10 protein-coding genes and 1 tRNA gene are annotated in these 13,566 nt (G+C 76.0%); 4 read left to right on the forward strand and 7 right to left on the reverse strand.

Features of this window, described 5'->3' with window-relative positions; translation table 11 throughout:
- Window positions 1-5: 5 nt before the first annotated feature.
- The 7 genes from ACPCUX_RS17520 to ACPCUX_RS17550 form a co-directional block, all read right to left on the reverse strand.
- Entirely contained in the window at window positions 6-632 is a 627-nt protein-coding gene (locus ACPCUX_RS17520; protein WP_021482199.1) for a 50S ribosomal protein L25/general stress protein Ctc, read from the reverse strand.
- Window positions 633-980: 348 nt separating this feature from the next.
- Window positions 981-2,123 carry an acyltransferase family protein gene (locus ACPCUX_RS17525; protein WP_423389276.1) on the reverse strand — a complete coding sequence of 381 codons (1,143 nt, stop codon included), beginning with the start codon at window positions 2,121-2,123 and terminating at the stop codon, window positions 981-983.
- A 163-nt stretch (window positions 2,124-2,286) separates the two neighbouring features.
- The gene (locus tag ACPCUX_RS17530; protein ID WP_423389277.1) at window positions 2,287-3,009 is read right to left on the reverse strand and encodes a GOLPH3/VPS74 family protein; all 723 of its coding nucleotides are present in this window, start codon (window positions 3,007-3,009) and stop codon (window positions 2,287-2,289) included.
- Window positions 3,010-3,077: 68 nt separating this feature from the next.
- On the reverse strand, window positions 3,078-3,722 hold the full coding sequence (locus ACPCUX_RS17535; protein ID WP_423389278.1) for an SIMPL domain-containing protein: 645 nt from the start codon (window positions 3,720-3,722) through the stop codon (window positions 3,078-3,080).
- Window positions 3,723-6,576: 2,854 nt separating this feature from the next.
- Window positions 6,577-7,560 (reverse strand): ribose-phosphate diphosphokinase, encoded by a 984-nt coding sequence (locus tag ACPCUX_RS17540; protein ID WP_024841193.1) that lies wholly within the window; start codon window positions 7,558-7,560, stop codon window positions 6,577-6,579.
- 67 nt (window positions 7,561-7,627) lie between these two features.
- Window positions 7,628-9,307 carry a bifunctional UDP-N-acetylglucosamine diphosphorylase/glucosamine-1-phosphate N-acetyltransferase GlmU gene (gene glmU, locus ACPCUX_RS17545; protein ID WP_423389279.1) on the reverse strand — a complete coding sequence of 560 codons (1,680 nt, stop codon included), beginning with the start codon at window positions 9,305-9,307 and terminating at the stop codon, window positions 7,628-7,630.
- A 30-nt stretch (window positions 9,308-9,337) separates the two neighbouring features.
- Window positions 9,338-9,409: transfer RNA gene (locus ACPCUX_RS17550), tRNA-Gln, on the reverse strand.
- Between the two features lie 318 nt (window positions 9,410-9,727).
- On the opposite strand from ACPCUX_RS17550, the gene ACPCUX_RS17555 reads away from it, so the two are divergent.
- From ACPCUX_RS17555 to ACPCUX_RS17570, 4 genes are all read left to right on the forward strand, one after another.
- Window positions 9,728-10,330 carry a TetR/AcrR family transcriptional regulator gene (locus ACPCUX_RS17555; RefSeq protein ID WP_031317332.1) on the forward strand — a complete coding sequence of 201 codons (603 nt, stop codon included), beginning with the start codon at window positions 9,728-9,730 and terminating at the stop codon, window positions 10,328-10,330.
- 88 nt (window positions 10,331-10,418) lie between these two features.
- On the forward strand, window positions 10,419-11,102 hold the full coding sequence (locus tag ACPCUX_RS17560) for a hypothetical protein (RefSeq protein ID WP_211933006.1): 684 nt from the start codon (window positions 10,419-10,421) through the stop codon (window positions 11,100-11,102).
- Between the two features lie 104 nt (window positions 11,103-11,206).
- The gene (locus ACPCUX_RS17565; protein WP_423389280.1) at window positions 11,207-12,169 is read left to right on the forward strand and encodes an ABC transporter ATP-binding protein; all 963 of its coding nucleotides are present in this window, start codon (window positions 11,207-11,209) and stop codon (window positions 12,167-12,169) included.
- The gene (locus ACPCUX_RS17570; RefSeq protein WP_021482857.1) at window positions 12,166-13,374 is read left to right on the forward strand and encodes an ABC transporter permease; all 1,209 of its coding nucleotides are present in this window, start codon (window positions 12,166-12,168) and stop codon (window positions 13,372-13,374) included. Before ACPCUX_RS17565 ends, ACPCUX_RS17570 begins: the two co-directional genes overlap by 4 nt.
- The last annotated feature ends 192 nt before the right edge of the window (window positions 13,375-13,566 follow it).

Genomic DNA, 13,566 nt, shown 5'->3' on the forward strand with positions numbered 1-13,566 from the left:
GGGGGTCACTCGCCCGCGGTCGCCTCGGCGGCGGCCTCGGAGCCGGCGGCCTGCTCGGCAGCCTCGGCCTCGGCGGCCTCGATGTCCGCCGAGTTGTCCTGCGGCACGGAGATCGTCACGACGACGAGCTCGGGGTCCGTCGTGAGCGTCGCGCCGGAGGGGAGCTTCACCTCGCCCGCCGTGACGGTCGTGCCGGCCTCGAGGCCCTCGATGGAGACCTCGACGGACTCGGGGAGGTGCGTCGCCTCGGCCTCGATGGCGAGGGTCTGCAGGTCGACGAGGTGGATGGTGCCGGGGGCGGACTCGCCGGTGACGGCGACCGGGACCTCGACGGCGACCTTCTCGCCCTTCTTCACGATGAGCAGGTCGACGTGCTCGATGACGTTGCGGACCGGGTCGCGCTGGACGTCCTTGGCGATGGCGAGCTGGCCCTTGCCCTCGAGCTCGATCGAGAAGAGCGCGTTCGAGTGCTTGAGCGCCATCATCGTCTGGTGGCCCGGGAGGGTGACGTGCACCGGCGCGCTGCCGTGGCCGTAGAGGACCGCGGGGATCTTGTCGGCACGGCGGATACGACGGGCGGCACCCTTGCCGAACTCGGTACGGGCCTCGGCGGCGAGCTTGATCTCGGACACGTGGATCACTCCTGGAAGAACGTTGCGGGCCGGCCGCCAGTGGGGGACGGTCGGCTGTCCGGACGGTGAGAGGGCCTCCCGGACGGGCGGCTGCGTCGGCGCGGGACGTGTGACGGGCGCGCAGGAGGACGACCGCCCAGTCGATAACGGAGATCCAACAGGTCTGGCTGACACGTGCGGTCCCGCGCCGCCGGTGTGCTCACCGGTCCAGCGCTGCCGGCCGTCAGACGTCCCTCGCCGAGGCAACCTGATAACTGTACCCGGGCGCGGCGCGAGTCGGAAACCCGCTCCCCGCCGCCGGACCCGGAACCGCGGCCGCGAGGCGTGCGGCCGTCGACGGGGAGGGCGTCAGGGCGTCGCGTCGGCGCGGGCCGTCTCGGGACGGGGCGCGGGCCGGCCGGCGAGGCGGCGCGCGAGGCTCCGGGGCAGCTCGTACAGCCAGTAGACCGGGGTCCGGGAGACGACCGCGTACACGCCGACCGAGACCAGGGTCGCGACGAGCGCCAGCACGGGCGGCGCGAGCGCGGCCACCGGGGCGGGCACGGCGTCGAGCGCGTCGCCGCCGACGAGGAGGATCGCGTGGATGACGAGCATGTGCGTGAGGTAGACGGGCAGCGTCCGCGTCCCGAGCGCGCGCAGCGGCCGCAGCCCGCTCGTCGCGACGCCGAGCACGATGCCCGCAGCCACCCCGAGCACGCACACGACCCACAGCAGGACGCCCGACGCCACGTGCGCCGCGAGCACGCAGCCCGCGACCCAGAGCGCGACGACGCCCGCGCCGGTCCACACGGTCAGGCGCTCGGCCAGCCCCAGGACGCGGTCACGCAGGAGGAGACCGCCCAGGAAGAAGACGAAGTACTTCGGCGCGCTGTCCCACGCGTTGTTCGGCAGCTCGAGCGCGAACGCGAACGCCGCGAGCGACACGGCCGCCGCGCCGACGAGCTGCACGCGCGGGGACAGCCCCGAGAGGAGCTTCGCGACGACGAAGAACACCGCGAGCGCCCAGAGGAACCAGCGGATCCCCGACGGCCATACCCACGCCGAGAGCGCGGCGGTGCCGACCTGCAGGGCGGGGCCGCCGTCGTCCGCCAGGCCGGGCGGGAGCTCGAGCCCGACGAGCGCCTCGTGCACCGGGTCGGGATCGCCCGCGACGACGGCCCCGAGGAGGTAGCCGAGCGCCCGGACGAACGGCCACAGGAGCAGGAGCCACGCGAAGAGCGCGACCTTCGAGGCGAGCAGCGCACGCCAGGGCCCGCGGACCCACTTCCCGGCGAACAGGCCCGCGACGGCGAAGAAGAGCGGCATGCGCATCGTGCCGAGCGCCGCGTTCACCCGGTCCCACCCGGCCAGGACCGTGCCCCAGGCGCCGGAGAGGTCGAGGTCGCCGAGCGCGCGCGTCGCGTGCAGCACGACCACGAGCAGGATCGCGAGGCCGCGCGCGGCGTCGGGCCAGCGCAGGCGTACTCGCTCGGCGGTCTGCTGCCGGGGCACGTCGTCACCTCCGGACGCTGCTGGCGTGGCCGCGCGGGCGCTGCCACGACCGGACCGGGAGACCCCCGGCCGTCGGGACCGACGCGGACCGTGCGAACCTACCCTCGCGGCGGCGACGGCCACGAGGGGCACGACGCCATTTCACCCGGGCGAGATCGAACGCTCAGCCCGTCGCGGTGGTCGTCGCGACGGTCGTGGCCACGGTCGCGCCGACGAGGATGACCGCGGTGACCTCCTCGACGTACGCGCGCACGGCCTCGCTCGCCCAGCTCTCGCGCGCGATCTCGCGCGCCCGGGCGTCGACGTCGCGACGCCCCGCGGCGGTGCGTCCGGGCCCGCCGTCGGCGTCGCTGCCGCCGCTCGCGAGCACCCGGCCCGCCTGGCCCGTCGCGGCGAGCAGCGCGACGATCGCCGCCGCGCGCGCGTCCGGCACCTGCCCCTCGACGAGGACGCGTCGGAGGTCGGCCCGCACCGCGTCCTCGTGGCGGGAGTCCGCCGCGGGGAAGCGCGTCGTGGGGAAGATGCCGAGCACGCGGCCCTCCTCGCGCCGCAGGACGCCGCGCTCCGCGAGCGCCGCGACCGCGCGGGCGGCGGGCCGGAGCCTCGCGATCGGCGCCACGAGCGCCTTCGGCGTGGAGCCCTCCTTCGCCCGCACGACGTCGAGCGCCTCGTCGAGCAGCGCGTTGCCGGTCGGGGACGCGTCCCGGACGACGATGCGGCCCACCCGGCCGCCGTCGCCGTCGCCCGCGAGGTCGGCCCGGCCGAGGAGCGCGAGCTCGACGAGCAGCGCGCCCGCGGCGACCTGCTCGCGGTACGAGGCGTCGACGACGGCCTTCCCGGTCACGTCGTCGAGCGTGAGCAGCAGGTAGTCCTCGAGGATGAGCATGCGTCCACGCTAGGACCGGGCGGCGGGGCCGGGCACCTGCCGTTTGTCACCGGTGCCCGGTGCAGGTCTCACGCCGTCGGCGACGCCGTGCCCCGGTCCGCCGGGTCGGCGAGCTCCCACCGGACGGTCACGGTCGCGCGGACCTCCTGGCTGCCCGGCTCGACGACGAGCGCGTCGCTCGTCGCCTTCGCCGCGAGGACGCGCGCCACCGGGCCGGGCGCGCCGTCGTCCTCCCGGATCTCGACGACCGGGCCGAGCGAGCGTCCGGCGAGGCGGGCGTACTGCTCGGCGCGGGCGCGGGCGTCGGCGAACGCGGCCTCGCGCGCCGCGGCCGCGAGCGGGGCGGGGTCCCCCACGGCGAGGCTGGTCGAGTCGAGCCGGCCCACCGGACCGGCGGCGTCGAGCGCCGCGCGCACGACCTCGCCGCTCGCCCCCACGTCGCGCAGCGTCGCGCGCAGCGTGAGGCGCGCGGTCGTGCGGGGGCCGTCCTCGCGCTGCTCGGTCCACGTGGACGTCTGCGACGTGCGCAGGTCGGACGGCGCCACGCCGTGCGCGACGAGCGCGTCCCGCGCCGCGGCGAGCCCGGCGTTGGCGCGGTCGAGCGCGTCCTGGACGCCGGGCGCGCTCGCCTCGGCGCCGAGCTCGACGACGGCGACGTCCGGCGTGGCCGTCACCGCTCCCTGACCGGTGGTCGTCACCCCAGAGCCGTTCATGGCCGTCATGCTCGCACGGACCGCCCGGGGTCGCCCCCGTTTCACCCGGGTGAGCACGGCACGGACGGCCCGCGGCCTGCCACTCTCGTGTCAGAGGGGCACGACGTCGTGCCCGTCCCCGCACCCGGGAGGTCCGCGTGAGACGTCTCCTCGCTCTCGCCGCGCTGCTCGTCGCGCTCGCCCCGGCCCCGAGCGCGGCCGCCGCGGACGCCGCGGGCACCGACCCGGCCGCCACGACCCCGCGCGCGTGCGCCGACGCGCTCGCGCTGCTCGACGACTCCCGCCCCCGGGACGCGGTCGCGCTGGTCGACGCCTACCGCGCGACGGCCTCGTCCCCCGCGGACCCGGCGGCCCGGGCCACGGCGTGCGCCGACGTGCGGGACGCGGCGGTCGCCGCGCGGGACACCGCCGCGACGCTCGCCGCCGAGGCGGAGGCCCTAGAGCCCGGCGGGGCGCGGCCGACGTCCGGGGAGGCCGAGTCCTGGGCCGCCGCGCAGGCCCGCGCGGAGCAGGCGCTCGCGCTCGACGCGCAGGACGCGCGGGCCGCCGCCGTGGTCCGCGCGGCGCAGGAGGAGGAGACGACGGTCCCGGACCGCGCGGCGTCCGCCTGGGACGGGTTCGTCGAGGCGGTCTCGCCCCTGGGTCCGCCCCTGCTCGCGCTCCTCGTCGGCGTCCTCGTGCTCGCCGTCGTCGCGCGGCTCGTCGTCCCCGTGACGCTGCGCTGGCCCGTCCTGTCCGCGGGCGAGCGCGTACGCGCGGGCGCCGCCGGGTGGGGCGCCCTCGTCGCCGGCGCGGCGCTCCTCGTGTGGGGCCCCGCCGCGGGCGCGAGCACGTGGACGGGCTCCGGCGTCGCGGGCGCGACCCTCGCGGTGGTGGTCCTCGTGCTCGGGTTCGTCGCCGGTGTCGTGGCGGTGGCGCTCGCCATCGGGCGGCTCGTCGCGCCGGGTGCCCGCCACGACCGCACGCGCTGGTGGGCGTGGGCGGCCGCCGTGGCCGGCGTCGCCGCGGTCGCGGCCGTCGTGCTGTCGGCCCGCGCCCTCGGGGGCCCGGGCACCGTCGCGGCAGGGCCCGCGGCGGGGTCCGTCGCGGCGGGGTCCCTCGCGGCGGGGGCCGTCCTGGCGGTGCTCGGCGTGCTCCTCGTCGCCACGGTCCTCGCGACCCGGCTGCGGCTGACGATCGAGGTGACGTCGGGCCGCTCGGGCGACCGGACGACGTCGCACGAGGGGACGGGCGGGGCGCGCCTCGTCGCGCTCCTGGGCGAGCTGGGCGCCGAGCCGCCGCGCGGCCTGGAGGTGCCCCGCGGCACGGACATCAGCGCCCTCAGCGGGTCCGCGCTGTCCGAGCTGCCACAGGGCGCGTTCGTCAAGGCAGTCGTCAGCCTGGCCCAGGGCGTCGTCGGGTCGGTCCCCTGGCGGGTCACGGTCGAGGAGCGGGACGCCGACCACCTGGCCGTCGTCGTCACCAGGAACGGACGGGCCGCGGGCTCCGCCGCGCTCGACCGGGCGGGGCTCCTGCGGTTCGACCCCGACGACCCGACGTCGGCCGCCGCCGCGGCGCAGGTCGACCTCTACCGCGCCGCGGCGGCCGTCGTGCTGCTGACGCTGGCACGCCACCACGCGGGCTTCGAGGGGCTGTGCGGGGCGACGTCGTGGCGCAGTCTCGCCCTCCAGTACGTCGCCCAGAGCGACCTCACCGACGCGCCGGACCGGGAGCGGGAGCTCCTCGCGCGCGCGGTCGACGTCGACCCGCGCAACGACCTGGCCCAGGTCGCCCTCGCGCACGCCGAGGGCCGGCACCACACCCTGCGCGAGGACCTCGACGCGTACGGCCGCTGGCTCGACCGGTTCGTCACGCGGAGCGAGGGCCGCAGCGGGTACCGCTCGCTGCGGCTGCGGGCCCAGTACTCGCGCGCCGCGACGACGGTCAACGCGTGCTTCGCCCCGGGCCGCGACGGGGACGACCCGGCAGGCAGGCTCGACGCGACCGCCGTCGACGCGGTCCGCGCGCTGCTGGAGGCGCTCGCGGTGGAGCGTGCCGCGGGGCGGGAGGACGCGCTCGTCGTCCGGCTCCAGGACGCCGTCGAGAGCCTCTACCTCCAGGCGGAGGTCGCGGCCCGGGCGCTGGAGCCCGTGGCACCGCAACGGGTGCCGACGGCACCGGGGACGGAGCCGGGCGAGCGGGGCGAGCCGAGCGAGACGGCCGAGACGCCCCGGGAGCGCCTGCGGCGCGCCTACCGGGCCGCCCTGGCCCGCGACCCCGAGGGCGCGGACGCGCCGTCCCCCACGACCCCGACCGGCGAGTACAACCTGGCGTGCACGTACGCCGTCCGCACGACGCCGCTCGGTGCCGCGGACGCGCTCCGCACGACCGACCACCTGCGGCGTGCGGTCGTGCTCGCCGACCTGCGCGCGTGGCTCCACGACGACCCGATGCTGGCCGCGTACCGCGAGCGGCCGGAGTACGCCGCGGAGTTCGGCCAGGACCCGCTCGACCTGCTCGCGGTCGCCCCGTTCGCCCGGTACTCGCCGGCCTTGCGCGCGTGGGGCCTGACGACGGAGCAGCGGATCGTGGCGGTCCCCCGCCCGACCTCGCGGCGCTCCTCGGGACGACGCCCGAGGAGGCCGCGAGGGTGCGCGCCGCCGCGCACCTCGCGGCGGACCTCCCGGCGCTCCCGGGCCGCTGCGACGTGCTCGACGTGCTGCTCGCGCACGACGTGGGCGCCCTGCCCCCGGCCGGGCAGGGCCTCCCCGACGACGTCGCCCGCGCCCTGCGGTCCCGCGTCGGGCGCCTGCGGCTCACGCCGTCGGAGCGCGCCCTGCTGCGGGCCGCGCTGGCCGGGTGGCTGGGCTGAGCCTCAGCTGTTGCCGTCGAACAGCGAGGTGACCGAGCCGTCGTCGAACACCTCGCGGATCGCGCGCGCGATGAGCGGCGCGATGGAGAGCACCGTGAGCTGCGGGAACTGCTTCTCGGCCGCGATGGGCAGCGTGTCCGTGATGACGACCTCGCTCGCCCCGCACTCGGACAGGCGCTGGGCCGCCGGGTCGGACAGCACGCCGTGCGTCGCGGCCACGATGACCGACCGCGCGCCCGCGGCGAGGATGACGCGCACGGCCTCGGCGATCGTGCCACCGGTGTCGATGAGGTCGTCGACGAGCACGCAGTCGCGGCCCTCGACGTCACCCACGACGCGGTTCGCGACGGCCTGGTTGGGGCGCGTGACGTCGCGCGTCTTGTGGACGAACGCGAGCGGCCCGCCCCCGAGCTTCGCGGCCCACTGCTCGGCGACGCGGATGCGGCCCGCGTCGGGCGAGACGACCGTGACGTTCGACGTGTCGACGCGCGAGCGCACGTAGTCCGTGAGGATCGGCATCGCCCACAGGTGGTCGACCGGCCCGTCGAAGAAGCCCTGTGTCTGCGCGGCGTGCAGGTCGACGCTCATGAGGCGGTCGGCGCCCGCGGCGGTGAACAGGTCGGACATGAGGCGCGCCGAGATCGGCTCGCGACCGCGGTGCTTCTTGTCCTGGCGGGCGTACCCGTAGAACGGCTGCACGACCGTGATCGTGCGGGCCGAGGCGCGCTTCGCGGCGTCGACCATGAGCAGCTGCTCCATGATCCACTGGTTGATCGGCGCGGTGTGGCTCTGGAGGATGAAGACGTCCGAGCCGCGCACCGACTCGCCGAACCGGACGTAGATCTCGCCGTTCGCGAAGTCGTACGCGGTCGTGGGCAGCAGGTCGATGCCCAGCTCCCGCGCGACGTCGTTGGCCAGCTCGGGGTGCGCGCGCCCCGAGGCGAGGACGAGGGACTTCTCCCCGTTGCCGGCGATCGTGCTGCTCATACCAGTGGGTTCCTTCGGTGGGGTTTCCGGGTGCGGGGTAGGTCTGAGGTCGGCTGGCCGGTCGCGGTCAGTCTGTCGTGGTGGCGGGACGACCGCCACGCAGCGCCTCGAGCGTGTGCTCGAGCTCGGGTGCGGGCGGCGGCGGGGTGGGGCGGTCGGCCGTCGCGGCGGCGCTCTGGTCCGCGAGCTGGGCCTGCGCCTGCGCGCCGAGCGGGGGCGCCTCCGGGTCCGCGGCGCGCGCGGCGGCGGCGGCCTCGGCGGCGGGCGTGCCGGCGCGACGGCGCTCGACCCAGCCCTCGATGTTGCGCTGCTGGCCACCGCTCACGCCGAGCGCGCCCGCGGGCACGTCGCGGCGGATGACGGACCCGGCGGCCGTGTACGCGCCGTCGCCGACGCTCACGGGCGCGACGAACATGTTGTCCGCGCCGGTGCGGGCGTGCGAGCCGATGACGGTGCGGTGCTTGTGCACGCCGTCGTAGTTGACCGTGACGGACGCTGCGCCGATGTTCGTGTGGTCGCCGATCGTCGCGTCGCCGACGTAGGACAGGTGCGGGATCTTCGACCCCTCGCCGATCTCCGCGTTCTTCGTCTCGACGAACGTGCCGATCTTGCCCTGCGCACCGAGCACGGTGCCGGGCCGCAGGTACGCGAACGGTCCGACGGACGTCCCCGCGCCCAGGACCGCGAGCGAGCCGTGCGTGCGGGTCACGGTCGCGCCGGCGCCGACCTCGGTGTCGGTGAGCGTGGTGTCCGGGCCGACCGTCGCGCCCTCGGCGACGACCGTCGCGCCGTGGAGCTGCGTCCCCGGGAGCAGCGTCACGTCGCGCGCGAGCTCGACGTCGACGTCGACCCACGTCGTGGCCGGGTCGACGACCGTCACGCCCGCGCGCATCCAGTCCTCGAGGATCCGGCGGTTGAGCTCGGCGCGCAGCGTCGCGAGCTGCACGCGGTCGTTGACGCCCTCGACGACCGTCGGGTCGTCCGAGACGAGCGCCCGCACGACGCCGCCCTCGGCGCGCGCCGCGGCGACGACGTCCGTCAGGTAGACCTCGCCCTGCGCGTTGTCGCGACCGAGCGTGCCGAGCCCGCGCCGCAGGACGGCGGCGTCGAAGACGTAGATCGACGCGTTGATCTCGCGGATCGCGAGCTCGTCGACCGACGCGTCCTTGTGCTCGACGATGCGCAGGACGTCGCCGGTCGCGTCGTCGCGGACGACGCGGCCGTAGCCGGTCGCGTCGTCGAGCTGCGTCGTCAGCATCGTCACGGCGTTGCCGTCGGCGACGTGCGCCGCGAGGAGCTGGGCGAGGGTGCCGCCGTCGAGCAGCGGGGTGTCGCCCGCGGTGACGACCACGGGGCCCTCGAGGCCGTCGCCGACGCCGCGCCCCTCCTCGCCGTCGGGCAGGCCGTGGACGAGCGCCTGCGCGTGCGCCTTCGCGTCGAGCGCGGCGAGCGCGCACTGCACGGCGCGGCCGGTCCCCGGGATCTCGTCCTGGTCCACGACGACCGCGTCCGGGTCGACCGACACGGCGTGCTCGGCGACGCGGTCGCGCTCGTGCCGCACGACCACGGCGAGCAGCGCCGGGTCGAGCGAGCGCGCGGCGACGAGCACGTGCCCGAGCAGGCTGCGGCCCGCGAGCGTGTGCAGCATCTTGGGGGTGGACGACTTCATCCGCGTGCCCTCGCCTGCGGCGAGGACGATCACGGCAGCGGGGGCGACGGTGGTGTCGGTGCCCTGCTGAGCTTCCATGGGTGTTCCCCTCGGGATCGGTGGCACGAGCTCCGCCCCCAGGACTCGAACCTGGACCAAGGGCACCAAAAACCCTTGTGCTGCCGATTACACCAAGGCGGACCGGACCCGGCGACGCCGTGCTCGTCACGTGCTCGCCACGTGCTCGTCACCTGCCCGTCGCCGCGCCCCCGGTTCGACCCGGGCCGCGGCGGGCGGGCCGGGTCCGGGAACAGTCTGCCAGGTCGGTCCCCGTGCCCGACGCCGCGCGTGCCCGTCTCGCCCCATCCGCGCCGGACGCGGGGCGTGGCCCGCACCACACCCGTGCGCGCGCCCGCCCGACGACGCCCGCGCCGGCGGGCGCGGACCCTCCGGCTGCGGCGAGCGCCCGCACGGCATGATGGACCCGTGGCCGACTCCAGACGCACCCCCCGATCCCGCATGACCGCGAGCCAGCGGCGCGAGCAGCTGCTCGCCGTCAGCCGCAAGCTGTTCGCCGAGAAGGGGTTCGAGGGGACGAGCGTCGAGGAGATCGCCGCGCGCGCCGAGGTGTCCAAGCCCGTCGTGTACGAGCACTTCGGCGGCAAGGAGGGCATCTACGCGGTCGTCGTGGACCGCGAGGTCCAGGCGCTCACCGCGGCGCTGTCGGGCGCGCTCGACGAGGGCGGCCACCCGAAGGTGCTGCTGGAGCGGACCGCGCTCGCGCTCCTGTCCTACATCGAGGCGTCCGAGGACGGCTTCCGGATCCTCGTGCGCGACTCCCCCGTCGCGCAGGCCACGGGCACCTTCTCGAGCCTCATCGGCGACGTCGCGACGCAGGTCGAGCACCTCCTGGCGCACCAGTTCCGCACGCGCGGCCTCGACCCGAAGGTCGCGCCCATCTACGCGCAGATGCTCGTCGGCATGGTCGCCCTCACCGGTCAGTACTGGCTCGACGCGCGCTCCCCCAAGAAGACGGAGGTCGCGGCGCACCTCGTCAACCTCGCCTGGAACGGCCTCGCGGACATGGAGAAGCGGCCGCACCTCATCACCACGAGGTCCTGACGCAGATCCGCTCCCCGAACCCGCGTCATGACAGCGGGGTCAGCCCGTCTCTCTGGCGGCAGAGCAGAACGACGAAGCGGGGCAGCGGATGCACGGGCACGACCGGTCGGCCGACCAGGAGTACGGCGACCCACGGGACGAGATCCGTCCCACGGTCTGGGGGTACGTGACCTGGACGACCGCACGGTGTCTGCAGGGCGACGTCCCGGGCGCGCCCGCGCGCGTCGTCCAGCGCACCGACGTGCTGGTCCCGGGCCTCACGCCCTACGAGCTCGACCGGGTGCGCCGGCACGCGGAGTGGCGCGCGTCGGTCGACGTGGTGCGGGTCGGTCTCGTCGCGGGCGTGACGACCGCGCTCGCCGCCCTGGTCGCCGGGCGGAACCTCGCGACGCCCGAGACCCTGCTCCTCGCCGCCGTCCTCGGCCTCGTGGCCGCGCTCCTCACCGTCGTGCTCCTGCACGTGACGGGCCCGCGCCTCACGCGGGTCGAGCGTCGCGCGCTGCGCCGGGCCGTGGAGATCCGGCGCGTGCGCGTCGCGCCCCCGACGTCGGCCGTGATGCGCGTGCTCGTCGCGATGAGCGCCGTCGAGTCGGTGTCCGGTCGGCTCGACGAGCAGGACGCCGCGCTCGCCCGCGAGCTGCTCTGGGTCTCGCTCGACGCCGTCCGGCGCGACGACGCCGCAGCCGTCGACGAGGCGACCGGGACGATGCTGCGCCTCGCCGTGCGGGCCGCGCGGACGCTGCCCACGGTGCGCGACGAGCACCTCGGCTGACCGGCGGGCCCGACGTCGGCAGGGGCGCACCCCCTGCTTCCGCACGGCCAGGACGTGACATCTGTCCCGTGCCGCGCGCGTTCGCGCGTGGTTGTGTGGAGCGCATGGCGACACTCGAGATCGACTCGCTGACCAAGTCCTACGGCGACGTGCGCGCCCTGCGCGGCACGTCGTTCGACGTCCGCGCCGGGGAGATCTTCGGCTTCGTCGGCTCCAACGGCGCCGGGAAGACGACGACGATGCGCATCGTCCTCGGCGTCCTCGCCGCCGACGGCGGCGAGGTCCGGTGGGAAGGCCGGCCCCTCGACCTGGCCGCCCGCCGCCGCATCGGCTACATGCCGGAGGAGCGCGGCCTCTACCCCCGCATGAACGTCGGCGAGCAGCTCGTCTACCTCGCCCGGCTGCACGGGCTGTCCGCCGCGGCGGCGAAGGACGCGATGGAGCGCTGGACCACGACGCTCGGCGTCGAGGCGCGCCGCGGCGACGAGGTGCAGAAGCTCTCGCTCGGCAACCAGCAGCGCGTCCAGCTCGCCGCCGCGCTCACCCACGACCCCGAGCTGCTCGTGCTCGACGAGCCGTTCAGCGGGCTCGACCCCGTCGCCGTCGACGTCATGAGCGGGGTCCTGCGCGACCGCGCCGAGGCGGGCGTGCCCGTCGTGTTCTCGTCGCACCAGCTCGACCTCGTGGAACGGCTGTGCGACCGCGTCGGCATCATCAAGGACGGCGCGATGGTGGAGGTCGGCACGATCGACGAGCTCCGTCGCACCGAGCAGGAGCGCTGGGTCGTGGACGGCCCGCCCGGCGCCACGTGGATCGGCGCCGTGCCCGACGCGCGGGCCGTCAGCCTGGAGGGGTCGCGCACCGTCGTCGAGCTCGTGCCCGGTGGGTCGACCGGCGACGGGACCGGGGGGCGCGAGCAGGCCGTGCTGCGCGCGGCGCTCGCCGCCGGGCCCGTGCACGAGTTCGCGCTCGTCCGGCCGTCGCTCACCGAGCTGTACCGCGACGTCGTGAGCGCCGAGGAGAAGCCGGCCGCGACGGCCGCCGAGACCGTGGAGGTGGGGGCATGAGCACGGGGACCTCGTTGACGTCCTGGGGCGCGATCCGCCTCGTCGCGGGCCGCGAGATCATGACGCGGCTGCGCTCCAAGTCGTTCGTGTGGCTGACCGTGATCCTCGTCGGCGCCGTCGTGCTCGGCGGGGTCGTGCTCAACCTCGCGAACGGGTCGGGCCCGAGCGCCGAGCGCGTGGGGGTCACGCCGCAGACCGCCGCGCTCGCCGAGGCGATCGAGACCACGGGGAGCACGCTCGGGACCGACGTCGAGACCGTCGACGTCGCGGACGACGCCGCGGGCGAGGCCCAGGTGCGCGACGGCGACCTCGACGCCCTCGTCACGGGGAGCGTCGGCTCCCCCACGGTCGTCGTCGACACCGAGCTGTCGTCGGGCCTCACCGCGGTCTTCACGACGCTCGCCCAGCAGACCGCGCTGTCCGACGCCGTCGCGAGCCTCGGGGGCGACCCCGCCCAGGTCGCGGGCGACGTCGCGACCGCCGCGCCGGACGTGCGCACCATCGGCGAGCCCAGCGAGTTCGACCCCGCGCGCTACGTCACCGGCCTGGTCACCGGCATCCTGCTCTTCATGGCCATCATGATCAGCGGCCAGCTCATCGCGCAGGGCGTCGTCGAGGAGAAGACGAGCCGCGTCGTCGAGCTCCTGCTCTCGACCGTGCGACCGTGGCAGCTCATGGCGGGCAAGGTGCTCGGCATCGGCCTCGTCGGGCTCGGGCAGGTCGCGCTCGTCGTGCTCGCGGGCGTCGGGACCGCGCTCGGCCTCGGCCTCGTCGACACCTCGACGATCGACCTCGGGACCGCCGCGGCCTGGGCGCTCGTGTGGTTCGTCGTCGGCTTCGTCAGCTACGCGCTGCTCATGGCCGGCCTCGGCGCGCTGGTGTCGCGCCAGGAGGACGTCGGCGCGGTCACCACGCCCGTCACGTTCCTCATGATCGTGCCGTACATCGTGGGCGTCTCCGTCGCGCCGTGGGCGCCGGACAACCCGCTCGTCGTCTGGCTGTCGTACGTGCCGCTGTGCTCGCCGCTGCTCATGCCGGTCCGCATCGCGCTCGGCAGCGCCGAGACGTGGGAGGCCCTCGTCGCGCTCGGCCTCTCCGTCGCCGTGATCCCCCTCCTCGTGTGGCTCGCGGCGAAGATCTACTCCAACGCCGTCCTGCGCACCGGCGCCCGCGTCAAGCTCACGGACGCCCTGCGCACGTCCTGACGGCGGGGCACGGCCCCGCCCCGCCGAGGTAGAGCCCAGGTTCGGCGAGGTAGAGCCCGGGTTCGGCGAGGTCGAGGCCAGGTTCGGCGAGGTAGAGCCGGGGTTCGGCGCGGTAGAGGCCAGGTCCGGTGGTCGACGACGGTGGGTCGCCCCACCCCGTGCTCGTGTCGCCTTGGTCGGTGCGCGCCCAGG

Origin of the sequence: Cellulosimicrobium sp. AB352 (genome assembly GCF_049538415.1) — a bacterium.
GTDB classification, from domain to species: Bacteria; Actinomycetota; Actinomycetes; order Actinomycetales; family Cellulomonadaceae; genus Cellulosimicrobium; species Cellulosimicrobium funkei.